This is a genomic window from Occultella kanbiaonis, from assembly GCF_009708215.1.
Taxonomy (GTDB): Bacteria; Actinomycetota; Actinomycetes; order Actinomycetales; family Beutenbergiaceae; genus Occultella; species Occultella kanbiaonis.
The window spans coordinates 4,169,443-4,195,031 of the sequence record NZ_CP046175.1; the positions used below are offsets into that span (position 1 = coordinate 4,169,443).

At 69.5% G+C, this 25,589-nt stretch carries 20 protein-coding genes; 6 read left to right on the forward strand and 14 right to left on the reverse strand.

Annotated elements, in window-relative coordinates:
* Positions 1-2 precede the first annotated feature (2 nt).
* Entirely contained in the window at positions 3-323 is a 321-nt protein-coding gene (gene fdxA, locus GKS42_RS19135; protein ID WP_154795274.1) for a ferredoxin, read from the reverse strand.
* Positions 324-452: 129 nt separating this feature from the next.
* Between fdxA and GKS42_RS19140 the strand changes: the two genes are divergently transcribed.
* Entirely contained in the window at positions 453-695 is a 243-nt protein-coding gene (locus tag GKS42_RS19140) for a putative acetyltransferase (RefSeq protein WP_154795275.1), read from the forward strand.
* Between the two features lie 9 nt (positions 696-704).
* On the opposite strand, the gene GKS42_RS19145 is transcribed toward GKS42_RS19140, so the two are convergent.
* The 5 genes from GKS42_RS19145 to GKS42_RS19165 form a co-directional block, all read right to left on the reverse strand.
* Positions 705-2,897, reverse strand: coding sequence for a VanW family protein (locus GKS42_RS19145; RefSeq protein WP_154795276.1), 2,193 nt, complete (start codon positions 2,895-2,897; stop codon positions 705-707).
* 109 nt (positions 2,898-3,006) lie between these two features.
* A complete protein-coding gene (locus tag GKS42_RS19150) occupies positions 3,007-3,525 on the reverse strand; it encodes a flavin reductase family protein (RefSeq protein ID WP_290368029.1) in 519 nt (172 codons plus the stop codon).
* Positions 3,512-4,915 carry a PIG-L family deacetylase gene (locus GKS42_RS19155; RefSeq protein ID WP_232847747.1) on the reverse strand — a complete coding sequence of 468 codons (1,404 nt, stop codon included), beginning with the start codon at positions 4,913-4,915 and terminating at the stop codon, positions 3,512-3,514. Before GKS42_RS19155 ends, GKS42_RS19150 begins: the two co-directional genes overlap by 14 nt.
* Positions 4,916-4,974: 59 nt before the next feature.
* Positions 4,975-6,903, reverse strand: coding sequence for a translational GTPase TypA (typA, locus tag GKS42_RS19160; RefSeq protein ID WP_154795277.1), 1,929 nt, complete (start codon positions 6,901-6,903; stop codon positions 4,975-4,977).
* A 199-nt stretch (positions 6,904-7,102) separates the two neighbouring features.
* A complete protein-coding gene (locus tag GKS42_RS19165) occupies positions 7,103-8,920 on the reverse strand; it encodes an ABC transporter ATP-binding protein (protein WP_154795278.1) in 1,818 nt (605 codons plus the stop codon).
* A gap of 86 nt (positions 8,921-9,006) precedes the next feature.
* On the opposite strand from GKS42_RS19165, the gene GKS42_RS19170 reads away from it, so the two are divergent.
* Entirely contained in the window at positions 9,007-9,630 is a 624-nt protein-coding gene (locus GKS42_RS19170) for a PH domain-containing protein (protein WP_154795279.1), read from the forward strand.
* 17 nt (positions 9,631-9,647) lie between these two features.
* Here the strand turns inward: GKS42_RS19170 and GKS42_RS19175 are convergent, their stop codons facing one another.
* From GKS42_RS19175 to GKS42_RS19185, 3 genes are all read right to left on the reverse strand, one after another.
* Positions 9,648-10,724: an ABC transporter permease gene (locus GKS42_RS19175; protein WP_232847748.1), complete on the reverse strand. Its 1,077-nt coding sequence runs from the start codon at positions 10,722-10,724 to the stop codon at positions 9,648-9,650.
* Positions 10,721-12,256 carry an ABC transporter permease gene (locus tag GKS42_RS19180; protein ID WP_154795280.1) on the reverse strand — a complete coding sequence of 512 codons (1,536 nt, stop codon included), beginning with the start codon at positions 12,254-12,256 and terminating at the stop codon, positions 10,721-10,723. Before GKS42_RS19180 ends, GKS42_RS19175 begins: the two co-directional genes overlap by 4 nt.
* A 196-nt stretch (positions 12,257-12,452) precedes the next feature.
* The gene (locus GKS42_RS19185) at positions 12,453-14,321 is read right to left on the reverse strand and encodes an ABC transporter family substrate-binding protein (protein WP_154795281.1); all 1,869 of its coding nucleotides are present in this window, start codon (positions 14,319-14,321) and stop codon (positions 12,453-12,455) included.
* Positions 14,322-14,827: 506 nt separating this feature from the next.
* Between GKS42_RS19185 and GKS42_RS19190 the strand changes: the two genes are divergently transcribed.
* A complete protein-coding gene (locus GKS42_RS19190; protein WP_154795282.1) occupies positions 14,828-17,047 on the forward strand; it encodes an NADP-dependent isocitrate dehydrogenase in 2,220 nt (739 codons plus the stop codon).
* 67 nt (positions 17,048-17,114) lie between these two features.
* Here GKS42_RS19190 and GKS42_RS19195 read toward each other — a convergent pair whose 3' ends face one another.
* Positions 17,115-17,522 (reverse strand): nuclear transport factor 2-like protein, encoded by a 408-nt coding sequence (locus tag GKS42_RS19195; RefSeq protein WP_154795283.1) that lies wholly within the window; start codon positions 17,520-17,522, stop codon positions 17,115-17,117.
* 165 nt (positions 17,523-17,687) lie between these two features.
* Here GKS42_RS19195 and GKS42_RS19200 point away from each other — a divergent pair, with 165 nt between their 5' ends.
* Positions 17,688-18,476 carry a helix-turn-helix domain-containing protein gene (locus GKS42_RS19200; protein WP_154795284.1) on the forward strand — a complete coding sequence of 263 codons (789 nt, stop codon included), beginning with the start codon at positions 17,688-17,690 and terminating at the stop codon, positions 18,474-18,476.
* Between the two features lie 21 nt (positions 18,477-18,497).
* On the opposite strand, the gene GKS42_RS19205 is transcribed toward GKS42_RS19200, so the two are convergent.
* Positions 18,498-19,688 (reverse strand): AI-2E family transporter, encoded by a 1,191-nt coding sequence (locus GKS42_RS19205; RefSeq protein ID WP_154795285.1) that lies wholly within the window; start codon positions 19,686-19,688, stop codon positions 18,498-18,500.
* Between the two features lie 167 nt (positions 19,689-19,855).
* On the opposite strand from GKS42_RS19205, the gene GKS42_RS19210 reads away from it, so the two are divergent.
* A complete protein-coding gene (locus tag GKS42_RS19210; RefSeq protein WP_154795286.1) occupies positions 19,856-20,914 on the forward strand; it encodes a hypothetical protein in 1,059 nt (352 codons plus the stop codon).
* A gap of 61 nt (positions 20,915-20,975) precedes the next feature.
* Here the strand turns inward: GKS42_RS19210 and GKS42_RS19215 are convergent, their stop codons facing one another.
* Positions 20,976-21,560: a DinB family protein gene (locus tag GKS42_RS19215; RefSeq protein ID WP_154795287.1), complete on the reverse strand. Its 585-nt coding sequence runs from the start codon at positions 21,558-21,560 to the stop codon at positions 20,976-20,978.
* Between the two features lie 88 nt (positions 21,561-21,648).
* Here GKS42_RS19215 and GKS42_RS19220 point away from each other — a divergent pair, with 88 nt between their 5' ends.
* On the forward strand, positions 21,649-23,082 hold the full coding sequence (locus GKS42_RS19220; protein WP_154795288.1) for a glucose-6-phosphate dehydrogenase: 1,434 nt from the start codon (positions 21,649-21,651) through the stop codon (positions 23,080-23,082).
* Here the strand turns inward: GKS42_RS19220 and GKS42_RS19225 are convergent.
* Positions 23,048-24,151 carry a class I SAM-dependent methyltransferase gene (locus GKS42_RS19225; RefSeq protein WP_168217900.1) on the reverse strand — a complete coding sequence of 368 codons (1,104 nt, stop codon included), beginning with the start codon at positions 24,149-24,151 and terminating at the stop codon, positions 23,048-23,050. The genes GKS42_RS19220 and GKS42_RS19225 overlap by 35 nt on opposite strands.
* 103 nt (positions 24,152-24,254) lie before the next feature.
* Positions 24,255-25,514 (reverse strand): MFS transporter, encoded by a 1,260-nt coding sequence (locus GKS42_RS19230; RefSeq protein WP_435529677.1) that lies wholly within the window; start codon positions 25,512-25,514, stop codon positions 24,255-24,257.
* Positions 25,515-25,589 lie beyond the last annotated feature (75 nt).

Here is a 25,589-nt window from a genome sequence, read left to right on the forward strand (position 1 = left end):
CGTCACTCGCCCTGCGGCGGCAGGGCCGCGATGAGCGGGTGGTCCTTGTCGATCAGGCCCATCTTGGCGGCGCCCCCCGGCGAACCGATGTCGTCGAAGAAGTCGACGTTGGCGCGGTAGTACTCCGACCATTGGGAGGGCACGTCGTCCTCGAAGTAGATGGCTTCGACCGGGCAGACCGGCTCGCACGCACCACAGTCCACGCACTCGTCCGGGTGGATGTACAACGAGCGTTGGCCCTCGTAGATGCAGTCGACCGGGCACTCGTCGATGCAGGCCTTGTCCTTGACGTCCACGCACGGCTGTGCGATCACGTAGGTCATGGATGATCCCTCCTGAACCTTGCTGGCGTCGTCACGACTCGCCCGTCGCACGGGCTGCTCCGCCTAGTATCTCCCATCAGAGGGTGCGGCAGCGAAACGTCGCGCGCTGCCACCCGGAGGGGACGAGACATGGTCGACGACGGCGCGTGCGCTGAGCCGTTCTGGCACGACTGGCAGGTGGGTGAGCGGGTCGTGGTGCGGTACCGGCTGGACGCCGGTGGGGTCAGTGATGCCCTCGGCGAACTCGTCCGGGTGGACGACGCCGGGGTCGAGGTCGCCACACGCCGCGGCCTGGTCGTGGTCGCGGCCGGTGACATCGCGCTGGGCAAACGGGTGCCGCCGGCACCGGTGCCGCGGCGGACCCGCGGCTGATCCGGCGTCTCAGCCGTCGTCGGCGTCCTCGCCCGACGGCGCCGGTCCGCAGACCACCCGGTTCCAGGCCGAGTAGCGGTGGCTGTAGGTGTCGTCGGTGACCACCTCCCCGTCGCGGCTGACGGTGCGGGTGACGTCCACGGAGAACCCGTTCGAACCGCCCGGCTCCGGGATGCAGTTGGCGGAGGTGTTGTAGACGGTCTGCGGCGAGGTGAACGCGTACCGGCCGCCGGTGACGATGTTCACATCGAACACGTCGGTGCCCCACAGCGTCACGACGACCTCGGAGTCGGTGACGTAGGCCTGGATGAGCACGCCGTAGCCGGTGTTGTTCTCCCAGACCATGTCGATGCTCGGATCGTAGACGGTGGCCTCGCGCCCCTCCGGGTACCGGGAGAACCAGCGCGAGTGCGGCTGGTGGGTGATGTCGGTCAGGCCCGCCTCGAACCCGGCGTTGAACGAGGTGGTGGAGACCTGCGACAGCCCTCCGCCGACGGCTTCGCCCTCGAATCCGTTCACGACCACGCCGGAGACGGTGTACCCGTTCGCGGCGGTGATCGGCCGGAGGGCGTCGAGGAGCGAGAACTGCTCGCCCGGTCGCACCAGGATGCCGTTGATGTGTGCGGTCCCGGCGACCAGGTTCGCGGTCCGGGTCGGGTCGTGCGGGTAGGGGGTCGCGAAGGTGCCGATGACCTCGGTGACGCCGAGCGCCTCGGCGTCCGCGGTGGAGAACTCCGCCTCCGTCTGGGTCAGCTCGAGGGTCGCGGTCCGGGCGGCCGGGTCCGTGTTCACGGCCGCGGCGCGCACCCCCTCGGCGAGCGCGGCCGGGTCCAGACCGGTTCCGGTGACGGCCGGGACGATGGTGGGCCCGTTGTCGCCGAGGACGATCTGCGCGTCCTGGGGCGCCTCCCCGATGGAGGGGACCTTCGCCGTCACGAGTTCGGCGAGCGCGGACCCGTCGAGGGTGAGGACCAGGGATCCGGTCGCGTCGTCCATTGCCATGGTGGCGGCCGAGGCGATCTCGGCCGGAGCGAGCTCCGCCGTCGTGTCGTTCAGGGCGACCGTGACCGGCCCGCTCAGCATCGGATCGACCTGCTCGCTCATCGCGGCGGCGATCACGTCGGAGTCCACCATCGGGGACACCGCGTCGGACGGCAGCTCGAGCGGGCGCTGCCCGGTGAGCCACTCGTCGGCGAGGAGCTCGCTCGCACCCTCGACGTCGAGCGACGTCCCGTCCGCGGGTTCGGTGACGACCGGGGCACCGTCCACGAACTCGATGACGCCCTCGGTGGGTGGCACGTCGAGGCTCCCCGCGAGTGCGTCGACGGCACCGTCGAGCGCAGCCTCGTCGATCGTGGACACCGCGGGCCGGTCGCCCAGGCCGAAGACGTGCCCGAGGACCACGCGCGGGTCGAGCGTGAAGCCGGTGATCCGCGCGACGGTCGCCTCGGTGTCGACGTCGAGGCCGGCCGTGGTGGGGTCGAGCTCGCCGGAGACGTCACCGAAGTGCACCGGGACGGGCACGGTCCGGGCCTCGGCGAGACCCTCGTCGAGGGTGCGGACGGCCTCGTCCACCGGCAGGCCGGAGATGTCGACGCCTGCCACCCGGGTGTCACCGGGAACGCGGTCGCCGAGGAACCAGGCCGCTGCCACGTAGGCACCGGCGAGGACGACGATCACGGCGGCAGTCCAGATCAGCGCCTTCTTGGCCCGTCCCTTGCGCTTGCCCTTCGGCTTGCGCCCCTTGCCACCAGCTGCCACTGCGCTCTCGTCCCCTGCTGGTTCATCCGGTCCGCCGGCGGGTTCGCCGGCGACCACGTCATCGAAATCGGCGGCCGGCTCAGCAGCAACGTCCGGCTCAGCAGCAACGTCCGGCTCAGCAGCAACGTCCGGCTCAGCAGCGACCGCCGGCTCAGGAACCTGCGCGTCGATGACCTGGGTCGCCTCGGCATCCGTAGCCTCAGCCGGGGCCGCGGGCCCAGCCGGGGCCGCGGGCTCCGCGACCTGCGCGTCGACGACCTGGGTCGCCTCGGCATCCGTTGGCCCAGCCGGGGCCGCAGGCTCCGCGACCTGCGCGTCGATCACCTGGGTCGCCTCGGCATCCGTTGGCTCGGCGGGCGTGGCGCCCTGCTGTGCCTCTTCGGAGCCGTCGGGACCGTGCGTCCCGGCGGCCGTGTCCGGCGTCTCGTGTTCGCGTCGCAAGCAGATGTCCTTCGTGTCGGCCACCCGACGTGGCCCCCTGGGGCGGTAGTCTACCGGCCGGACCGGCCCGGCCCTTGCCCCCGGTCCGCGACGGCAGGCAACAAAAGCATCACGGAATCGTGGTCATCCGTCCATGGAAATGCAGGACCGCGCCGCCCGACCCGGGCACTCGGGCGGACGCGAGCACCCGCCCGACCACGACGTCATGGGTCGCCGCCGGGCGGATCCACTCCGTCTCACACTCGAGCCAGGCACTCGCGTCGTCCAGGATCGCGGCGCCACTGAGGTCACCACGGTGGTGGGCGACCGTCGCGAGCTGATCGAAGGCCGGCCGGCCAGGCGTGGCGAGCCAGTCGGCCGCCGCGAGCGCGTCGCTGCCGAGGATGCTGACGGCCCACCGGGACCCTGGTTCGACGGACTCCCGCAATCGTGCGTCCGAATGCACGGTGAACAGCACGGTGGGTGGGTCCAGGGAGACAGACACCAGGGACGTCGCGGTCATCGCGAGGTCCTGGTGGCGCTCGCGCACCGCCACCACGCACACCCCGGAGGCGAGCCGGGACATGGTCGCGCGGAACTCATCCCGCGCCTCCTCGCTCACCGCGGGATCCGGCTCAGGCGTCGTCACGGAACCACCTCCGCGGTGCGAACGCCCCGAGGAGCACCGCCAGCATGGAGCCGAGCAGCCACGCGACACCGATCGCGTCGTCGGCCACGACCACATCGCCGCCCGGGCCGAGATACGTCATCGCGAGCACGGTGAGCACCACGCCGAGGCCGTAGCCGAACAGGCCGCGCCCGTCGGCGAACGTCCGCGACAACACCCCCGCGGCGAGGATGGCCGACAGCCCGATGACGAGACCCCAGGGCTCGGACCAGCGATGGAAGGCGGTGCCGGTGGCGCCGAGGATCACCCCGAGCAGCACGGAGAAGACCGCCATCACCGGCGGGTACCAGGACGGTGGAGGTTCCACGGCGCCCTCGGCGTCCGTCCCGCCCGTTCCGGTGGTCGGCGCCAGTAGTCGGTGCAGGTCTTCGGGCGTGCCGTGACCGGGCGCGATCTGCAGTCCGGCACGTGCGGGTATGGGCACCAGGATGTCGTTGCTGAGCGCGAACCACCCGACGGCGTCCGTCGCGTCGACCCGGGTGGCCAGCTGGACCTGGGTGCGGTGGGCCTCCATCGCGGCGACGAGCTGGTCGGCGACCCGGGTGACGTCGACCTCGAGGTCCACCTCGCCGTCGGGCACCACCTGGCTCGCCGTCTCGCCGTCGGGGTCCGGCACGCTCAGGACCTGCCCACCGGTCGCGGTCCGGGGCCTGTCCGGCGCGGCCTGCAGCCAGGCAGCGGCCCGACGTGACGCGTCCGCGCCACGCACCGAGAACGCGACCACCGGCACCGACCACGGACCCGCGAGCTCCGCGGGCGCTGCCGCGACGGCGCCAGTCGGCGCACCATTGCCACCTGCCTGGACGGGGTCCGCCGCCAGCTCGACGGCGCGCATGGTGACCCGATGGATGTGCACGTGATCGGGGTGCCCGTACCCGCCGTCGGGCTCCTCGGTGATCACCAGGTCGGGCCGCAGCGTCCGGATCAGCGCGGCCAGCAGCCGGGCCGGCGTGTCGACTCCGGCAAGTGAGAACGCGTCGGCCGTGGCGTCCGGGGCAGGCACGGCACGCACCGTCGAGCCGGGGGCCCAGGCCATGCCGGAGTCGGTGTAGCCGGCGGTGCCGGGCTCGGCGAGGGAGTCGAGGAAGTGGTGGCGCGTCACGCCGAGCGCGGCCAGCGCCGCGGACAGCTCCTCCTCGCGTACGGCCGCGAGGGCCGGCCCGTCACCCTCCACGTGCTTGAGGTCGGTCGGGATCACTTCGCCGCGCTCACCGCGGGTGGCTGTCACCACGGTGACCTCGGCCCGCCGGGCGAGCGTCGCCAGCACCGCGCCGGCGCCGAGAGTCTCGTCGTCGGGGTGCGCGAACGTGGCGAGCACCCGCAACGGCGGGGCGCTGATCGGATCTGTCACCGGTGCATCTTCGCATCACCTGCTGGGCGCCTGCGCGCCCAGCAGTGCTCCTCTGGCCGTCAGGCCTTACGGGCGCGAGCGGAGGCCTTGCTCCGGTCGTTCTGGTCCAGGATGACCTTGCGGATCCGCACCGACGACGGGGTGACCTCGACGCACTCGTCGTCGCGGGCGAACTCGAGGGACTCCTCGAGGGTGAGCTTGCGCGGCGGGATGACGTTCTCGAACGACTCCGACGTGGCCGACCGGATGTTGTTGAGCTTCTTCTCCTTGGTGATGTTCACGTCCATGTCGTCACCGCGGGAGTTCTCGCCGACGATCTGGCCCTCGTACACCTCGGAGGTCGCCTCGATGAAGAACGAGCCGCGCTCCTGCAGGTTCAGCATCGCGAACGGCGTGGCCACACCGGCGCGATCGGCGACCAGCGACCCGGTGGTGCGGAACTCGATCGGGCCGGCCCAGGGCTCGTACCCCTCGGCGATCGAGGAGGCGATCCCGGTGCCGCGGGTGTCGGTGAGGAACCGGGTCCGGAACCCGATCAGGCCACGGGCCGGGACCAGGAACTCCATCCGCACCCAGCCGGTGCCGTGGTTGGACATGTTCTCCATCCGCCCCTTGCGGGTGGCGAGGAGCTGCGTGACGGCGCCGAGGTACTCCTCGGGGACATCGATGGTCATCCGCTCGACCGGCTCGTGCAGCTTGCCGTCGATCTCCCGGGTGACCACCTGCGGCTTGCCGACGGTGAGCTCGAAGCCCTCACGGCGCATCTGCTCCACGAGGATGGCCAGCGCCAGCTCGCCGCGGCCCTGGACCTCCCACGAGTCGGGACGGTCCGTGGGCAACACCTTCAGCGAGACGTTACCGATGAGCTCGCGGTCGAGGCGGTCCTTGACCTGACGCGCGGTGACCTTGGAGCCCTTCTCCCGGCCGGCGAGCGGGGAGGTGTTGATCCCGATCGTCATCGAGATCGCCGGGTCATCCACGGTGATCAGCGGCAACGGGCGCGGGTCGTCCGCGTCGGTCAGGGTCTCACCGATGGTGATGTCCTCGATGCCGGCGACGGCGACGATGTCACCGGGGTTCGCGACGTCGGTCGGCACCCGGTCGAGGGCCTTGGTGCGTAGCAACTCACTGATCCGCACGTTCTGCAGGCTGCCATCGCGGCGCGCCCAGGCGACCGTCTGCCCCTTGCGCAGGGTCCCGTTGTAGATCCGCAGCAGCGCGAGGCGGCCGAGGAACGGGGAGGCGTCCAGGTTCGTCACGTGCGCCTGCAACGGCGCGTTCTCGGTGTAGCCGGGGGCGGGGATGCGCTCGAGGATGGTGCTGAACAACGGCTCGAGGTCCGGCGCGTCCGGCAGCTCGCCGTCGGCGGGCTGGGTCACGCTGGCGCGCCCGGCCTTGGCGGAGGCGTACACGACCGGGACGTCGAGGATCGCGTCCAGGTCCAGGTCGGGCACCTCGTCGGACAGGTCGGAGGCGAGCGAGAGGAGCAGGTCCTGGGCCTCCGCGACCACCTCGGTGATCCGGGCGTCCGGTCGGTCGACCTTGTTGACCACGAGGATCACCGGCAGGTTGGCCGCGAGCGCCTTGCGGAGCACGAACCGGGTCTGCGGCAGCGGGCCCTCGGAGGCGTCCACGAGCAGCACGACGCCGTCGACCATGGACAGCCCGCGCTCCACCTCGCCGCCGAAGTCGGCGTGTCCTGGGGTGTCGATGACGTTGATGGTCACGCCCTCGGGGTGACCGGCCGCGGCAGCGGCCGGGCCGGCGTACTCCACCGCGGTGTTCTTCGCGAGGATCGTGATGCCCTTCTCGCGCTCGAGGTCACCGGAGTCCATCGCACGCTCGTCCACGTGGTCGTGCGCGCCGAACGCGCCGGACTGCCACAGCATCGCGTCCACCAGGGTCGTCTTGCCGTGGTCGACGTGCGCGACGATCGCGACATTGCGCAGATCGGTGCGCTGCAGCAGGCCAGTCGTGGGCACACTCATCCGCAGTACTCAATTCCGAGAGGGGGAAGGGGGAGGGCACCAATTCATCACGAGGCGCCGTCATCATCCTACCGGTGCCCGCCAGTGGAGTCCTAGGCGACGAGGGCACCAGGGGCGGTGAGTTGGCCCACACATGCCGGCGGGGCCCGAACGGGTTCTCCCCGCTCGGGCCCCGCCCGTGCCGCCGCAGCGGCTGCGACTACACCCCGGTGCCTGAGCTGCGCTGGGTGTCCAAGCCGGCGAGCGGGTCGCCACCGGCGTGCTCGGCCTCGTACTGCTCGTCCGCCGCGAGCTCGGCGGCGGCAGCACTGAGCAGGGCGTCCCGGGTCTCCCGGCGCACCTTCTGCTCCTCGGGGTCGGGCACCGGCACGGCGGCGATCAGCCGCTGGGTGTACGCGTCCTGGGGGTTGTTCACGATCTGCGCGGTTGGGCCGATCTCGACGAGCTTGCCGTGGTGCATCACGGCGATCCGGCTCGACAGCATCTCCACGACGGCGAGGTCGTGGCTGATGAACAGGCAGGCGAACCCGTGCTCGCGCTGCAGCTCGGTGAACAGTTCCAGCACGTGCGCCTGAACCGAGACGTCGAGCGCCGAGGTCGGTTCGTCGGCGACCAGGAGGGCGGGCTCGAGGCTGAGGGCGCGGGCGATCCCGACGCGCTGGCGCTGACCGCCGGACAGCTCGTGCGGGTAGCGGTTGCGCATGCTCCGCGGCAGCTCGACCTGGTCCAGCAGCACCTCGACCCGCTTCGCGAGCTCAGGTCCCTTGATCCCGGTGTGCAGCATCAGCGGCTCCCCGATGGACTCACCGATCGGCAGCCGGGGATTCAGCGAGGAGCCCGGGTCCTGGAACACGATGCCGATGGTCTTGCGCAGCGTGCGCAGGTCCTTGGGATCGATGCCGACCATGTCGGAACCGTTGATCCGAAGTGAGCCGCCGGTCACCGGCAACAGCCCCACCACGGCACGCCCGATGGTGGTCTTCCCGGACCCGGACTCCCCCACCAGGCCGACGACCTCGCCGCGGTCGATGGTCAGGTCGACACCATCGACGGCCCGGAACGCGGGCGTCCGGCCGCGCTTGGGGTATTCGATCTCCATCCCCACGGCCTCCATCACCCGCTCGCCGAACAGGGCCTCGGCAGGTGCCTCGGTGCTCGCGGGGGCAGGCTCGTGCACCTGGGCCTGGCTGTGCGCACCGAGGTGCGGCACGGCGGCCAGGAGCTCCTTGGTGTACTCGTGCTCGGGGTGGTTGAAGATCTTGTCCGCGGTGCCGTGCTCGACCACGCGGCCGCGGCGCATCACGATGATCTTGTCGGCCATGTCCGCCACCACGCCCATGTCGTGGGTGATGAGCACGATGCCCGAGTCGATTCGCGATCGCAGGTCACGCATCAGCTTGAGGATCTCGGCCTGCACCGTCACGTCCAGGGCGGTGGTCGGCTCATCGGCGATCAGCAGCTTTGGGTCACAGGACAGCGACTGGGCGATCATGGCGCGCTGGCGCTGGCCACCGGAGAGCTGGTGCGGGTAGGAGTGGAACCGCACCTCGGGGTTCGGCATCTCCACGAGCCGGAGGAGTTCGAGGGCTCGCTCCTTCGCCGCGGAGGGTCCCATGTCGAAGTGGGTCCGGAGCGTCTCGACGATCTGGAATCCGACCGTGTACACCGGGTTGAGCGCGGTCATCGGCTCCTGGAAGATGACCGAGATCTCCTTGCCCCGGATCTTGCGCATCGTTGGCCCGGTGAGCCCGATGAGCTCGCGGCCGCCGATCTGGGCGCTGCCGGTGGCTCGGCCGTTCGGAGGAAGCAACCCCAGCAGCGACATCGAGGACTGGCTCTTGCCCGAACCGGACTCGCCGACGATGGCGAGCACCTCGCCAGGGTGGACGTCGTAACTGATGTCGATCGCGGCCGGGAACCACTCACCCTCGACGTAGAAGTCGACGTTGAGGCCGTTCACCGACAGGATCGGCGCTCCGGTGCGGGCGGGCGTGTCTTCGGTGGTCTGCGTGGTCACGCGCGCACACCTTCCTTCCTTCGGCGCGCGCGGATCTCACGGCGCTGGCGAGCAGGCACAGGACCTGCGAGTGGGAGCATTGAGCAATGATCGGTCCGACCCTGACGTTCCGCACGCTGTTCGCACGCGTGCTGACCATCGTGATCGCAGTGGTGGCGGCGTGCGCCCTGGTCTTCTTCGTCCTTGACGGCGGCTGGCGCGAACTGGCGCGCTCCGGCCCGGTGATCCTGTTCGTGGTCGCGGGCGTGTGGGCGCTGTTCTGGAACCCCTTGGTCGAGGTGTCCGACGGCGGCGTCACCATCGTGAACGTCCTGCGCACCGTGCACCTCCCATGGCCCACGGTGGCCAGCGTGGACAGCCAGTGGGCGCTGCGGGTGCGCACCCATGACGGCGGCGGATACTCGTCCTGGGCCGTGCCCGCCAGCAGTGGCATGGCGGCGCGGAGCCGCCGGCCCGAGCGCTCCGGCGGCCGCGACGACGTGATCGCCGACAAGGTTCCCGACTCCCGCGCCAGGATCTCCGGTGCGAGCGCGGACGCTGCAGCGCTCGCCATCGGCCAGCGCCTCGCGGCCCTGACCGAGGCCGGTCACCTGACCAGGTCGCGGTCGACCGTCGGCGAGATACACCCGACCGTGACCTGGAACGGTCAGGTCCTGGCGGTGCTTGGCGTCCTGGCCGCGCTCGGCGTGCTGGGACTCACCCTCGGCTGAGAACGTCAGGTTCGCCGTCATGACGCGTGGGCCTGGACCTCGGCCTCGCCACGGGCTGCCGCGCGAGCCATCTTCCGGGCCGACGGGATCCGGCGCTGCCGCGGGTCGAAGGCGTCACGGAGTCCGTCACCGATGAAGTTCACGCACAGCGCGATCGCGATGATGAACAGACCGGGCCACCAGAACAGCCAGGGCCTGGTGTTGAACGACGACTGATACTGGTTGATCAGCTGACCGAGTGAAACGTTCGGCGGCGTGATACCGAAGCCGAGGTAGCTGAGCGCCGTCTCCAGGAGAATGGCCGAGCTCATCAGCAGCGTGGTGGACACGATGATGACGCCGATCGCGTTCGGCAGGATGTGCTTGAAGATGATCCGCGAGTTGCTCGCCCCGGCCACCCGGGCGGCATCCACGAACTCCCGCTCGCGCAGCGAGAGGAAGTCACCGCGCACGAGCCGGGCGAGGCCGGTCCAGGTCACGGCACCGAGCGCGATCGCCAACGGCAACGGGTCCGCGCCACCGAACAGCTTTCCGAGCACGGCGCCGATGACGATCGTCGGGACGGTGATGACCAGGTCCGTCATCCGCATCAACGCGGTGTCCGCCCAGCCCCGGAAGAAGCCGGAGAGGGCGCCGACGAGGACTCCGACGGCGGTGGAGACCAGGCCGACCACGACCATCACGAGCAGCGAGGTCTGCACGCCGCGCATGACACGGGCGAAGATGTCGTGCCCGATCTCGTCCTGGCCGAACGGGTGGGGTCCGATCGCGAAACCTTCCGGACTCCACGGCATCGTCAGCGTAGGTGCGCCACCGGCGTTGACGATCGGGTTGGTCTCGTTCGGGCCGTAGGGCCACCAACCGGAGATGTACCAGGAGTCGGTGAACACCGGGAACCCGATCGAGGTGAGGGCGAGGACGAAGATGAAGGCCATCACGATCAGGCCGGACATCGCACCCTTGTGCCGGAAGAACCGGGACCGGACGATCTGGCCCTGGGACTTGCCCTCGACCTCCTTCATCTCGATGGCGTTCTCCGCCGACTCGACGCGACCGTCGTTCGGGGTCGGATCGGTCATGTTGTTGGAGGTCATGCGTTCACCCGGATTCGTGGGTCAAGGACGGCGTAGATCAGGTCCGCGACGATGTTGGCCACGATCGCCAGGAATGCGACGATCAGCAGGTAGGCCATCACAGGTTCGATGTCGTCTGTTGCCAGCGACTGCAGGAACAGTTGCCCCATGCCGGGTCTGCCGAAGATGCGCTCGGTGATGATCGCGCCACCGATCAGGGTGATCACGTCGAGCGGCACAATGGTCGCGAGCGGGATGAGCGAGTTGCGGAAGCCGTGCCGCACCACCACGGTGCGTTCGGTGAGTCCCTTCGCCCGGGCCGTTCGAATGTAATCCTGGTTCATCACCTCGAGCATGCTGCCGCGCGAGTAGCGGGTGTACCCGGCGAACGAGATCAGCATCAGGGCGAGTGTGGGCAGCAGCAGGTGGGTGTAGGAGTCGAGCACGCCGACCCACCAGTTCCCGCCGAGGTTCGGCGTCCGGTCCCCGATCGTCGGGATCGGCCGGCCGTTGATGGCGTTCGAGTTGTAGTACGGGCCCCAGACGCTCATCACCTGGTCGATGAAGATGAGCCCGGCGACCAGGAAGGCAACGATGCCGCCGGTGCGCGCGGACTGCTTCCAGTCGGGTCCGCGGAACAGGACGCCGATCCCGATGCCGACCGCCGCCGCGAGCAGGCCCAGGAGGGCCACGATCCCCCAGTTCATGTAGTCGGTCAGGTAGTAGAACAGGTAGAACCGGACCGGGTACCAGAGCGCCACGCCGAGCGCGGCACACGTGAGCGCGGTGTACAGAGCACGACGGTTCTTCAGTCCGGTGGACAGGGCGGTCACCGCGAACGCGATCACCACGGAGGTCACCGCCAGGATCACAGGCCCGATGTTGGGCTGCTCCCACCATCCAGACAGCTGCAGGAACGCGAGCGCACCGATCGTGGCAGCGGCACCGATCGCGGCATTGATCAGCCGGCGCCGGAGCACGCCACCGATGGCCAGCTGCCAGAGGAATCCGGCGATCAGGCCGAGGCCGATGATCACGCCCCAAGCGATCCACGGGTCCGCAAGGAAGTCGTTGAAGCCGATCGCACCCCACTGCTTGAGCAGCACGGCGACCCAGAAGGACGGCAGCGAGAACAGCAGGAACGAGACGAACGTGATCAGGTAGTCGAAGCCGCTGTACTGACGCAGCGCGGAGACGATGCCGACGGCCACGCCGAGCACGATGGAGAGCACCGTGGCGGCGCTGACCAGCTGGATGGTCGAGATGATCGCGCCCTGGAGCAGTTCGGAGACCGGGCGGTTCGTGCGCCATGCGGTGCCGAGATCACCGGTGACAACACCGCCGAGCCACTCGAAGTAGCGCTGGACCGCAGGCTTGTCCAGTTCGAGCAGAGCGGTCCGCTCCGCGATCTGGAACTCCTTGTTCGGATCCGTGGAGGTGACCAGATCCTCGAGCGGATCCATCACCAGGTCGACGAGCAGATAGAGAAGGAATGACGAGACGAGCAGAATGCCGAGTCCGATCAGGACTCTGCGGATGATGAACGTCAACATCGTGGAGAGATACCTCGCAACCGGCTCGGACCGCACTTGGCCGTGGAGTCTACGCCGACGCCACGCAGATGCAGTCCGAACCTCTAGGGGTGGGGATCAGCCGAATCGTAGTCGCGTGAGGGGCGCCGGGACACCTGGTCCCGGCGCCCCTCACGTACTACTTGTCAGCCAGAGGCTAGCGCTGACCGCGGTCGAGTCAGCTCGAGGCCTCTTCGGTGGCGGTCGTGCTCCACTCCCAGAAGTTCCAGAAGATGGTCGGCGAGATGGAGATCGGGTCGATGCCCTCGATCTCCGTGTTGTACGCCGTCACACCCGGGAACTGGAAGATCGTGACACCGAACGCGTCGTCGACGAGGTGGGTCTCCACCTCGGCCAGGATCTCGCCCTGGCGCGTCGTGTCGGTCTCGACCTGCAGCTCGTCGAACAGTGCGTCCACCTCGGCGTTGGAGTACCCGCCGAAGTTGTTCAGGCCACCGGTGCGGTAGTTCGCGTCGGACTCCGACACCGCCGTGGAGGTGGACTGCCAGCCGAACAGCGACGCGTCGTAGCCGCTGCTGTCCTCGAGGAGGGTGCCCCAGTTGTCGTCACCGCCGTCGATCACGTTGAACAGGCCGTTCTGGCCCGCCGACTCGGCGATCAGCTGGTACTGCTGCTGGCGACGCACGTTGCTCGCGCCGTACAGCATGCGGACGTCGATCGGGGTCGTGACCCCGGCGTCCTGGAGCAACGCGGTGGCTGCGTCGAGGTCGGTCGCACCCGGGAACTGCTCGGCCATGCCGTTCACGGCAGAGACGACGTCGTAGTTCGGCGAGCCGGGGATCGAGGTGTAGGAGTTGCGGATCTCGGCCTCGGGGTTCAGCGACAGGATGAGCCGGTCGATGATGTCCTGACGCGGGATCAGCTTGAGGAACGCCTGGCGCACGGCCAGGGCCGTCGCCTCGTCGCCACCGTAGGTGGCCGGGTCGAACGGGCCGCCGTTGTCGAACATGAGGTCGACGTGCTCGTAGGTGCCCTCGTCCTGGGTGATGATGTTGTAGCCGTCGCCGAGGGCCTCGAGCGAGGACAGCACGTCCGCGGTGGACTGCGGGGAGATCACGTCGACCTCACCGTTCTCCAGCGCCTGGACCTGAGCCATCGGGTCCTCGTTGTAACGGATGGTGACCCGCTCGACAGACGGCGCGAGATCACCCGTGTAGTCCGGGTTCGCGACCAGGGTCACATACTGCCCGTTGACGTACTCCTCGAGCAGGTACGCACCGGAGGACAGGTACAGGGAGTCGTCGTCCGGAAGTGCGTCACCGAACTGGAAGCCGGTGTTCCAGAACTGCGAGATCGGGCTGAGCGCCTCGGTGTCGCGGTCGTTGACGGCTGCGATCAGCGCGTCCTTTGCCTCCTGCGCGTCCTCGATTTCGAGGGCGTGGCCGGCCACGACGTGGGCGGGCACGCCAACCCCGAAGGCGGTCTCCCAATCGGCGAAGGGCTTGGTGTAGACGAGCGTGAGGCTCTGCCCGTCCTCGGAGATCTCGGGCGTCTCCTCGACCAGGGCGAGTCCGGCGCTGGTGTTGTTGAAGTAGACCCCAGCCTCCACCTCGTCCTCGTTGGTGACGTTGCCCTCCTCGTCCTCCTCGGCCTCCACGGTGTTCATGTGGCCGCTGGTGGCGGCCCAGGTGAGCAGCATGTCCGCAGCGTCGACGGGCGTTCCGTCGGACCAGGTCACGTCATCGTTGATCGTGTAGGTCACGGTGAGCGGGTCGTCGCTGGTCTTCTCATACGTACCGAAGGACTCGTCCTGAACGAGGTTCAGGTCCTTGTCGTAGTAGTTGAAGCCGGCGTTCATCAGGTACAGGACGATCGCGTTGGCCGTCGCGTTACCGGTGGCCGAGCTCGAGTTGTACTCGTAGAACGGCTGGTTCCAGCCGATGTTGATGGAAGTGCCCTCGTCGATGCCGGCGTTACCGCCGTCACCACCGTCAGTGCCTTCGTCCCCGGGCGGGGTGCAAGCACTGAGCACGAGCGCACCTGCTGCGACGGTCGCAGCCAGGGCGGATATGCGCCGGATCTTCAATGTTCCTCCTATGGATGGCATGGAGCCCCCTGTCCCGGACCGGTTCCGGAAAGACCTGATGGGTCTGACGAGGCAGAGCGTCCGCCATGGACACCGGAACTGTACACACGCTCAGTTGCCATCTCGCCCTTTGGTCACAAGGTTGTGGCCGCATCGTTATCCAAGTGAGACCCGAATGCGTCCCTTTCCGGGAAGTGGTAATGAGCCGGAAACGTATCGGCTATGCGCGGGTCATCCGCGCGGATGACTCCCACGTCATCTCTGGGGCGGGTTCCACCGTCGGGCGTCACCACCTCTTGTAGTGCGAGAAGCAATGCCGTGCACGGGGCCCGACGGCGGGCGTCGCCCCGCGCAGTTCGCTGTGGCTCGGGAGTGGGTCGACTCGCCCGGGGCAGCCGGCCGAAGGCCGGTGCCCGCAGGCCGCCAAACGTGGGCGTGACCCACGCGCCGGACACCCGATATCTTGATGTCGAGCGATTCCCCGACCAGCAGAGGATCTTCTTCGTATGTCCACCATCATCTACACCCACACCGATGAGGCGCCGCTGCTCGCGACGTACTCGTTCCTGCCGATCATCGAGGCCTACGCATCGACGGCAGGCGTCGAGGTGCAGACCCGGGACATCTCGCTCTCGGGTCGCATCATCGCGCTGTTCGGCGAGTACCTCACGCCGGAGCAGCGCCTGCCCGACGCACTGACCGAGCTCGGCGAGCTGGCCAAGCGCCCCGAAGCCAACATCATCAAGCTGCCGAACATCAGCGCCTCCGTGCCGCAGCTCAAGGCGGCCGTCGCCGAGCTGCAGGGCCAGGGCTACGCGCTTCCGAACTACCCGGACGAGCCGGCCACCGACGAGGAGAAGGAGGTCCGCGCGCGCTACGACAAGGTCAAGGGCAGCGCCGTCAACCCGGTCCTGCGCGAGGGCAACTCCGACCGCCGCGCACCCGCGTCGGTGAAGGGGTACGCACGCTCGCACCCGCACTCGATGGGCGCCTGGGCCGCGGACTCGAAGACGAACGTCGCGACGATGGACGCGGACGACTTCCGCTCCAACGAGCAGTCCGTGGTGCTCGCCGCCGATGACACCCTGCAGATCCGCCACGTCGCCTCGAACGGCGCCACGACGGTGCTGACGGAGTCGCTGCCGGTTCTCGCCGGTGAGGTCGTGGACGGCACGGTCATGCGTGCGGGTGCGCTGGACGCGTTCCTGGCCGAGCAGATCGCGCACGCGAAGGCGGACGACGTCCTGTTCTCGGTGCACCTGAAGGCCACCATGATGAAGGTCTCGGACCCGATCATCTTCGGCCGCGTGGTGCGCGCGTTCTTCCCGGATCTGTTCGCGGTCTACGGCGAGCAGCTCGCCGCCGCGGGTCTGAGCCCGAACAACGGGCTCGGTTCCATCCTCGCCGGCCTCGACGCCCTGGACCCGGCCACCCGCGCCGGGGTTCAGGCCGCGATCACCGAGGGCTTCGCCCACGGCCCGTCGCTGGCGATGGTGAACTCGGACAAGGGCATCACCAACCTGCACGTGCCAAGCGACGTGATCGTGGACGCCTCGATGCCCGCGATGATCCGGACCTCCGGCCACATGTGGGGCCCGGACGGCGCCGAGGCTGACACCCTCGCGGTGATCCCGGACTCCTCCTACGCCGGCGTGTACCAGACCGTGATCGACGACTGCCGCGCGAACGGCGCCTTCGACCCGACCACGATGGGCTCGGTCCCGAACGTCGGTCTCATGGCCCAGAAGGCCGAGGAGTACGGCAGCCACGACAAGACGTTCGAGATCAGCACGCCCGGCACCGTGCAGGTGGTCGACTCCGCCGGCACCGTCCTGATCGAGCACGAGGTCTCCCCCGGTGACATCTGGCGCGCCTGCCAGACCAAGGACGTCCCGATCCAGGACTGGGTGAAGCTGGCCGTGAGCCGCGCTCGCGCCACCGATTCCCCGGCCGTGTTCTGGCTGGACCCGGCCCGGGCGCACGACGTGAACCTGACCGCCAAGGTCCGCACCTACCTCGCCGACCACGACACCGAGGGCCTGCAGATCGAGATCATGTCCCCGGTCGAGGCCACCCGGTTCTCCCTGGAGCGCATCCGCCGCGGCGAGGACACCATCTCGGTGACCGGCAACGTGCTGCGTGACTACCTGACCGATCTGTTCCCGATCCTCGAGCTCGGCACCAGCGCCAAGATGCTCTCGGTCGTGCCGCTGATCAACGGTGGCGGCCTGTTCGAGACCGGTGCCGGTGGCTCCGCGCCGAAGCACGTGCAGCAGCTGGTCGAGGAGAACCACCTGCGCTGGGACAGCCTCGGTGAGTTCCTCGCCCTTGCGGTCAGCTTCGAGCACCTGGCCACCACCACCGGGAACGCCCGCGCCCAGATCCTCGCGGACACCCTGGACCGGGCGACGGCCACGTTCCTGAACGAGAACAAGTCGCCCAGCCGCAAGGCCGGCCAGATCGACAACCGTGGCAGCCACTTCTATCTGGCGACGTACTGGGCGCAGGAACTGGCCGCGCAGACCCAGGATGCGGAACTCGCAGCCGCGTTCGCCGCGGTCGCGGCAGGCCTGACCGCGAACGAGGAGGCCATCACGGCTGAGCTCCTCGCGGTGCAGGGCTCGCCGGTCGACCTCGGCGGCTACTACCGGCCGGACGAGCAGAAGGCGTCGGCGATCATGCGCCCGTCGGTGACGTTGAACGAGGTGCTCGCCACGCTCGCCTGAGGAGCGCTACGAGGTACGACGGCGGCTGTCACCGTGGGTGGTGACAGCCGCCGTCGTCGTGGTCGCCTCAGCCGTCGTGCTCGTCATGGTGGTCCGCGAACCCCTCCGGTGCCCGGTCCAGGAACGCGGTCACGGAGGAGATCCGGCCGTCCCCGGCGAGCACCAGCACATCGGTGCCTGCCGCGAACGACGTGCCGTCGGCCAGGACGATCTCCCAGCGCAGCCGGACCCGGTCGGTGAGCCGGTCCGGTTCGCCGTGGTGCATCAGGGTCGCCTCGCCCATGTGCGCGACGAACTCGTCACGGAAGCCGCCGAGCGCCTGCGCGCCGATGAGGACGCCGACCGCCGCGTGATAGTCGACGTCCTCGGAGAACACTCCGGCAGCGATCCGGCTCCGCTCGGCCAGGTCCGCCGTGTTCCAGAAGCGTGCGTAGTCGTGCAGGAGCGTGTCTGTGGTGATGGTGCGGGTTCCCATTTTCTCGTCTGCCTCTCGTTCGGCCGGCCCCGGGGTGGAACCGGCGGCTCCACGGTGCGGGTCCGGCCCGCCCTGCGTCGATGACCCGGGAGGTCATGCCGGGCCGGCGCGCATGACCTCTGACGTCATTGCCGCACCTCGCCGGTTGTGGGCAGGCTGGGTGGCATGACCACGACGACGGACGGTGTCGGCCCACTGGTGCGGCGATGGCGGGAACGGCGGCACCGGTCCCAGCTCGACGTGTCCATCGCCGCGGACGTCTCGACCCGGCACCTGAGTTACATCGAGACCGGGCGGTCCACGCCCAGCCGGGACATGATCGAGCGGCTCTGCGACGAACTAGAGGTGCCACTGCGGGAGCGCAACGCGTTCCATCTGGCGGCTGGCCTGGCGCCGGTGCACCGGGAACGGCCGTTCGCCGAGCTCGGCGCGGCCCGGCTGGCGGTCGAGGCCGTGCTGGCCGGGCATGACCCGAACCCCGCCGTGGCGGTCGACAGTCACTGGGACCTGCTCGCGGCCAACGTCGCGATGCGGCGGTTCCTGGCGGATATCCCGGCCGAGCTCGCCGGGCCGCCGCTGAACATGCTGCGCGCGACCATGCACCCGGACGGTCTGGCGAGCAGGCTGCGCAATCCGGCGCAGTGGCGCGCTCACGTGCTCCGGCGGGTCCGCCGGCAGTGGGAGCGCACCGGTGACCCGGCGCTGGCGGACCTGCTCACCGAGCTGGAGTCCTACCCGGCTCCCCCACCCGGCGGGGACGTCGAGACCCCCGGCGCTGACATCGCCGTTCCGATGCTGCTCGCTACCGAGTTCGGCGACCTCGCCCTGCTGTACGCCGTCACCGTGTTCGGGTCGCCACGGGACGTGACCCTCGACGAGATCGCCATCGAGACGTTCTTCCCGGCCGACGAAGCGACCCGCCGAATCCTGGCCGCGGCAGCAGCCGGCGCCTAGCGTGGGTGGCGGCCGCCGACGTCACCCCGGCGACGGTGGATCTGCGGAAGTCGCGAGCGTGGGCTCGCGCTCGGGTTCGAACACGATCTTGCCCACGGCCCAGCCGACCGCGGTGACCGGCACGGCGAGGATGGCGCCCAGGATCCCGCCGAGGATGGTGCCGATCGTCAGGGAGAGCAGGATGACGAGTGGGTGCAGCTTGAGCGACTGCCCCATCACGACCGGCTGCAGGAAGTCGCCCTCGAGCTGGTTCACGGCGATCACCAGGATGACCACGATCAGTGCGGTCAAGGGTCCGTTCGCGACCAGGGCCACTAGCGCGGCGAAGATGCCCGCCACGGTTGCGCCGACGAGTGGGATGAACGCGCCGAAGAACACGACGACCGCGAGCGGCAGCGCGAGCGGGACCCGCAGGACCGCCAGACCGACACCGATGGCGACGGCGTCCACCAGGGCCACCAGCGCCGTGCCCCGCACGTATCCGCCGAGTACCTTGACGGCGGTGGTGCCGATCCGCTCGCCCCGATCCAGTGGCTCGCCGCGCAGCGGCGTGAGGAAGAAGTTCCAGATCTTCTCCCCGTCCTTGAGGAAGAAGAACAGGACGACGACGATCAGGACCAGGCCGGTGATCACCTGGCCGACGGCCGACAGGCCCGCGACGGCCCCGGAGCCGAACTGCGCACTCGTCACGAACTGGGTCGCGGCATCGAGCACGGCGTCCCAGTCGATGTCGAACGAGAGCTGGAACCGCTGCAGGATGTCCTGGAGCTCGGTCAGGCCCTCCCCCGCGGCCACGGCGAGTTCCTCCCACTGGTTCCGCACCGCGAAGACGATGCCGGTGACCACACCACCGATCACCACGACCGCGCCGATCAGGGTCAGCCACGTGGCGAGCAGGGCGGGGACACCCCGTCGGCGCAGCCACGCGACCACCGGGGTGAGCGCCGCGGCGAGGATCAGCGCGACCATCAGCGGGATCACGACCAGCTTGACCTGGATGAGTCCCAGCACGACGATCGCTGCACCCGCGATCAGGATCATCACCTGCAGCGTGCGGATGCTCGACCGTCCGAGGCGGTCGGTCCAGAGGTGGGACATCCCACCCGGCGCGGGCTCGTCCACGACCAGTGACGGCCGACCGACCTCGCCCTCCGTACGCACCCGTGCCGGCCCTCCCGGCTCGCGCTTGCGTCGCCGCCTGCCGATCGCCATGTCTGCCTCCGTGTGCCGGGCGAACCCTTGCCAGTCCGGTCCTCGCCACGCTAACAGCGGCACGCCCCGACGACCCGGCGAGCCGTGCTCGTCGGGATGATGCGCCAGAATCTCCTTGAGAACGTCCGGGACTAGACGCAACCGGCCGACAACTGGGGGGCGCACGCATGTACACGTACACGTACGTCGAGGGCGAGGCATCGGCGGTGCCGGCGTCGGGTCGTGGCGCACGCGGCGCTGACGGCGCCATCGACGTCGAGTTCCAGGGCTGGCTCGGCGACGACCTGCTCGACCTCGTCGACCGGTGGATCGTCTCCGCGCGTCTGGCCGACGCGCTGCGCGCATCCGAACTCACGGGCTACCACTTCGCACCCGTGCACGTCTCGAAGCACCCCGACTGGGATCTGATGAAGCACGAGTTCGAGCTGCCCGAGCGATGGGAGCGGCTCGTACCGACCGGCAGACGCCACGACGGTGACGACTTCGCTACCGAACCCGCGTCGGGACTCATGGTGAGCGGTCGAGCGCTCGAACTGCTGCGCACGTTCCGACTCGATCAGGCCGAGCTCGCCGCCGTCACGGCTCCCGTCCATGCCACCGACGAGGAGGCCGCCGCCGCGGAGGCCGAGCGGCTCGCACGCCTGCGCGCGCTCAATGCCGAGCACCAGAAGACAGCCGCGATCGAGCGTGAGAAGCGGCAGCGGGCGGCCGACGAGCACGCCGCGCAGCGCGAGGCCAGGATCGCCGAGGCGCTTGCGCGGCACCGGGGTGCGCACGGCGAGCCGGTGACGCCTACCGGCGATCTCGATGTGATCCGCGCCAGCATCGGCAAGCCGATCGAGGACGAGAGGGTCACGGCGGTGCTGGCACTCGCGGAGCTGCCGCTCGAGGTCGAGGTGACCCGGGAGACGAAGCGCGAGCGGCTCGAGACCCATGCGTCGCCGGATGAGGGCTTCGAGGCACGGTTCCGCAACGGCCGGCTCGAGCGCGTCGTGCTGTACCCGCGCGGTCGCCGGGGCGCGCCCTACCCGCGTTCGCGCGAACTCATCGACGGCCTCGACTTCTCCGCCGCGACTCCGTGGGCGGTCGTCGAGGCCCTCGGCGAACCCGAGTTCTCGAAGTGGGGCGCGCGCGGAACCTTCGAGTACGTCATCGGCCAGGACACGCTGAACCTCGGGTTCCTGCACGATCTCGTCGACGCGATCGTCGTCCTGCGGAAGAAGTAGCGCCGGGCGTCGTGAGGAGGCTTGCGGTGCCCGCACCCGACGCCGGCCCCGCGGCCCCTCGCTACTGTGCCGCTGCCTGCCTTGCAGCTTCCTCCACGCGGGCGGTGTAGTCGGTCCACCACTGCCGGTTCCCCTCCTCCGGAAGGTTGGTGGCGCTCGCGCGCAGGCCCGCAGCGCCGTCGATCTGCTCGCGCACGATGTCCGCGTGACCCGCGTGCCGGGCGACCTCCGTGGCCACATGGACGAGGATGCGGCCGAGCGTGACCTGGCCGTGCTCGCCCCACCACGGCACCACGCCGGGTGCGTCGAGTTCGAGCGCCGCGATCGTCGCCGCGCCATGGGCGCGCACCCTGGTGAAGATCTCAAGGATCGAGGCCGTCGACTCCTGCGGCGTGGCCCACATGTCCGCGTTCACCTCGGCGTCCTCGGCCATCCACGGCTGCGGGTCGGCGAACGGGAGCCCGAACACGTTGCCCAGGTAGTCCGCCTCCACGCCCGAAACATGCTTGACGAGGCCGAGCAGGTTCGTTCCGCTGGGGGTCAGCGGGCGGCGTAGGTCGTACTCGCCCAGGCCCTCCAGCTTCCAGAGCAGCGCGTCGTTCTGCACGTCGAGGTAGTGCGCGAGTATCTCCTTCAGATCATCCATGCCCGAACGCTAGCGCGGGCGAACGGGAGTTGGGCAGGCCCCGCTCGTCCCGATCGCAGGGCCCGGGCACTCCTGCGACACTGACGAAATGAGCGATGCCACGCCGCCTGGAATCGACAGTGTCAACACCCTCCTCATCCTCGGCGCCTCGGGCGATCTCACCAACCGACTCCTGCTGCCGGGTCTGGGCTCCCTCCTGGCCGCCGAACCGGAACGTCAGGTCCGGGTCGTGGGCGCCGACATCGCCGACCTCTCCGAGCAGGACTGGGCGGAGCGCGTCCGGTCCTGCTTGGGCGATGCCGGGGTGCCTGCCGCCGCTGCCGGGGCGATCGCCGACCGAGCCCGGTACATCCGGACCGACGTCCTGGACGCCGATGCGCTGGCCGGGCTGCTGGACTCCGTCGACGGGCCGACCGTCCTCTACTTCGCGCTCCCGCCGCGCATCTCGGTGCAGGTCTGTGAGCTGCTCGAGAGACGCGGCGTGGACCCAGCCACCCGGCTCGCCCTGGAGAAGCCGTTCGGCACCGACCTCGCCTCGGCCCAAGCGCTGAACGCCCAGCTGCTGAAGGTGGTCGAGGAGAACCGGATCTTCCGGGTGGACCATTTCCTCGGCCTGAGCTCGGTGCTGAACCTCTTCGGCGTGCGGTTCGCGAACCGGCTGCTGGCTCCGGTGTGGACGTCCGAGCACATCGAGAAGGTCGTCATCCGCTACGACGAGGACCTCGCCCTGGAGGGCCGGGCGGGCTATTACGACCGAGCCGGTGCCCTCGTGGACATGATCCAGTCGCACCTGCTGCAGGTGCTCGCGTACTTCGCCATGGAAGCACCGGAGACGTTGGACGCGGAGCAGGTCCGGTCCCTCAAGGCGCAGGTGCTGCGGGCCACCAGGATCTGGGCCGACGATCCGGCCGGCTCGTCCCGGCGGGCCCGGTACACCGCGGGCACCATCGAAGCGCGCCGGGTACCGGACTACGTCGACGAGGAGGGCGTCGATCCGGCCCTGGATACCGAGACCCTCGCCGAGATGATCGTCGAGATCGACAACGAGCGGTGGAGCGGAACGCCCTTCGTGCTGCGCAGCGGCAAGGCCCTGGGCGAGGCCGTCAAGCAGATCGAGGTCTTCTTCCGCGAACCGGGCCACGTACCGACCGGCCTGCACGGCACCGGCCATCCGGACATGCTCGTGCTCGGTCTGAAGCCTGCCGAGATGCTCATCTCGATGTCCGTCAACGCCGAGGGAGACCCGTTCGACCTCGAGCAGAAGGACCTCCGCGCGACCCTCGGCGCGTCCCGGATGCTGCCGTACGGCGAGGTCCTGGACCGCATGCTCGACGGCGATCCGCTGCTCTCGATCCGTGGCGACGTCGCGGAGGACTGCTGGCGGATCGTGGCCCCGGTCCTGACCGCGTGGCGGGCCGGCGAGGTACCGATGCAGGACTACCCGGCCGGGTCCGCTGGGCCCGAGGGCTGGGGCGCCGTGCCGGGCGTCAGCGACCGACCCGCGCCAGGACCTGTCCGGTGACGTCGCGCAGCGCTCGCAGCGGGCGGGTCAGCCGCCACGAGGTCGACGCGCGCAACGCATCGAGCTCCTCTTCCAGTTGAGTCACCCGCGCCGAGACCGACGCACGTGTCTCTGCGAGTTCGGTGCGCAGGTCCGCCCGCTCCCCGAGCAACGCCGACCGCTCCGCCCGCAGTTCGTCCGCCTCGGCTGCGGTCAGGCCCCCGCAACCGATCAGCACCTCGTCGCGGACGCGAAGGAGCTGGGCGAGCCGGTCCCGCGCGGCGGGTGGCGTCGCGCCGGCTTCCAGAGTGACGAAGAACTCGAAGCCGAGTGATTCCCCGCCGAGCACCTGGACGAACGGCTGATAGCCGAGGTCCCGGAGGTCGTCGAGGAGGAACTCGAACGAGGCAGGTGTGAACCGCCACCGGTGCGTGTCGTGATAGACGTCCTGACGGTCGCCGTCGGCGATGACCTGGGCTGCTCCCTCAAGGGCGGGCAACTGGAGTCCGATCGTCCCGGTCTGCCCCGGCCACCAGGCGACCTGCCCGTCGAGGGTGCACGCGTACGCGGTGTGGTCGAGGAGGCTACCGGGCGGGTGGAAGGTGGTCGGGCGCAGGTGCGCGTCGACGATCTGACCGAGCGTGGACGGCGGCTTGAAGTGGTCGAAGCACCAGCGCAGGTCCGGCACCACCAGGGCCAGGCGGCCGCCCGGGCGCAGCATCGCGGCGCAGTCGTTGAGAAAGCCGATCAGGTCGACGGTGTGCTCGATGAAGTTGGATGCAATGACGTAGTCGTAGGTCCCCGGGGCATCCACCACGTCGGCGAGGCTGCCGCCGGACCAGAGGTGGTCGACCTCCTCGATCCGCTCGATGAGGGCCTCGTCGAGCCCGTAGCCGCGGTACTTGGCGATGAGTTCCTCGCGCGGAGCGTGGTCGATCACGCGCACGTCGTACCCGGAACTCTTCGGCACGAGCGGGTTGTAGGACGGCCCGATCTCAAGACCGCGGCCAGCGAGGTCCACGCCCGCGAGCGCAGTCTGCGTGCGGACGTCGGCGGGTGGAGTGTCCCTGGCGGCGGCAGCGTCGGCCATAGCGCTCATCCTGGCACTCGAGGCGTGGGGATTCTCGTACCTTCGGGTCGCGGGTCCGTGTCGGCTGCAGGCCCCTGCGACGGCGAGCGCCGGTGTACGAAAACTACCCGGCCGGGTCAGCAGGCCCGGAGGGCTGGGGTTCGGTGCCCGCTCGCGACTCCGGCGCGGCGTTGACCTGGGCACCGGCGGCGAGCATCGCGCGGCGCCCCACAGGCACCAGCACGGCGATCGCAGCCACGGCGACCAGGAGTCCGCCGGCGGCGACCAGGAGGAACTCGACGCTGTAGATGTCCGCGAGTGGCCCGAAGACCGCCATGCCGAGCGGCATCGACACCGCCATCACGATGCCGACGAAGCCGAACACCCGGCCCTGCCGCTCCGGCTCGACCGTCTCCTGGAGGATGGTGAACGACGGCGTCGAGAAGAACGGCACGAACAGGCCGAATCCGAACATGAAGGCGAAGAAGACCCACAGGTTCGGGGCGAGCCCGAGTGCGGCGGTCAGGCCGCCGAACATGAAGGTGGAGGCGACGACCATCGCGATCTTGTTCTTGAGCCCACCCCAGGCCGCGATGAGCGCACCGCCGAGGGTCATCCCGATGCTGAACGCGAGCTCGTTCGCGGTGAGCTTCCAGACCTCCTCCCCGAACGTCCGCACGATCATCAGCGGGGTGAGGTAGCTGGGCCCCACCACGAGCAGGAACACGATGGCGTAGAGCGCGAGGAGCCAGCGGATGAACGGGTGGTGCGCCACGTACCGGACGCCGCCGACGAGGTCGTCGAAGTAGCCCGGCAGTGGCCCGTCGGAGTCGCTGCGGACGATGCGGGGCACCGAGAGCGCGAGCAGGAACCCGATGCCGATGGCCGCCGTGGTCACATCGACGAAGAAGATCGCCACGATCGAGAAGTTCGCGTACACCGCCGCCGCGGCCGCAGGTGCGAGGAGCATCATCGCCGACTGGATCGTGCCGTTCAGCCCGTTCACGCGCATCAGCTTGGAGGTCGGCACGATCTGCGGGATCAGCGCCGAGACCGCGGGCATCTGGATGCCGGCGCCCACCGATCGGATCGCCAGAGTCCCGTAGATGAGCCAGAGGTGCTCGAACCCGGACAGCATCAGGAGGGCGAGCGCGAGCGTGGTCACCGCGATCGATGCGTCGGCGGCCATGATGAGCCGCTTGCGATCCAGCCGGTCTGCCCACACGCCGCCGAAGATCGAGACGATCGCCTGCGGCAGGAAGCCGAACACGGAGGCCAGCGCCATGACGGTCCCGGACTTCGTCTCGAGGGTCAGGTGCCACATGATCGCGTACTGGACCAACATCGACCCGAACAGGCTGACGGTCTGGCCGCTCAGGAAGATCGTGGCGTCCCGGCGCCAGGTCGGCTTCGCGGCGACGTCGTCGGCAGGGCCGGCGTCGTCCCGCGCTCGTTCGGC

Excerpts from the sequence above, each read along its gene's own strand:
- GKS42_RS19220 (WP_154795288.1), top strand. The coding sequence starts at position 21,649 with ATGAGCGATGCCACGCCGCCTGGAATCGACAGTGTCAACACCCTCCTC.
- GKS42_RS19170 (WP_154795279.1), top strand. The coding sequence starts at position 9,007 with ATGATCGGTCCGACCCTGACGTTCCGCACGCTGTTCGCACGCGTGCTG.
- GKS42_RS19210 (WP_154795286.1), top strand. The coding sequence starts at position 19,856 with ATGTACACGTACACGTACGTCGAGGGCGAGGCATCGGCGGTGCCGGCG.
- GKS42_RS19180 (WP_154795280.1), bottom strand. The coding sequence starts at position 12,256 with ATGTTGACGTTCATCATCCGCAGAGTCCTGATCGGACTCGGCATTCTG.
- GKS42_RS19225 (WP_168217900.1), bottom strand. The coding sequence starts at position 24,151 with ATGGCCGACGCTGCCGCCGCCAGGGACACTCCACCCGCCGACGTCCGC.
- GKS42_RS19195 (WP_154795283.1), bottom strand. The coding sequence starts at position 17,522 with ATGGGAACCCGCACCATCACCACAGACACGCTCCTGCACGACTACGCA.
- GKS42_RS19175 (WP_232847748.1), bottom strand. The coding sequence starts at position 10,724 with ATGACCTCCAACAACATGACCGATCCGACCCCGAACGACGGTCGCGTC.
- GKS42_RS19215 (WP_154795287.1), bottom strand. The coding sequence starts at position 21,560 with ATGGATGATCTGAAGGAGATACTCGCGCACTACCTCGACGTGCAGAAC.
- GKS42_RS19205 (WP_154795285.1), bottom strand. The coding sequence starts at position 19,688 with ATGGCGATCGGCAGGCGGCGACGCAAGCGCGAGCCGGGAGGGCCGGCA.
- typA (WP_154795277.1), bottom strand. The coding sequence starts at position 6,903 with ATGAGTGTGCCCACGACTGGCCTGCTGCAGCGCACCGATCTGCGCAAT.
- fdxA (WP_154795274.1), bottom strand. The coding sequence starts at position 323 with ATGACCTACGTGATCGCACAGCCGTGCGTGGACGTCAAGGACAAGGCC.
- GKS42_RS19140 (WP_154795275.1), top strand. The coding sequence starts at position 453 with ATGGTCGACGACGGCGCGTGCGCTGAGCCGTTCTGGCACGACTGGCAG.
- GKS42_RS19200 (WP_154795284.1), top strand. The coding sequence starts at position 17,688 with ATGACCACGACGACGGACGGTGTCGGCCCACTGGTGCGGCGATGGCGG.
- GKS42_RS19190 (WP_154795282.1), top strand. The coding sequence starts at position 14,828 with ATGTCCACCATCATCTACACCCACACCGATGAGGCGCCGCTGCTCGCG.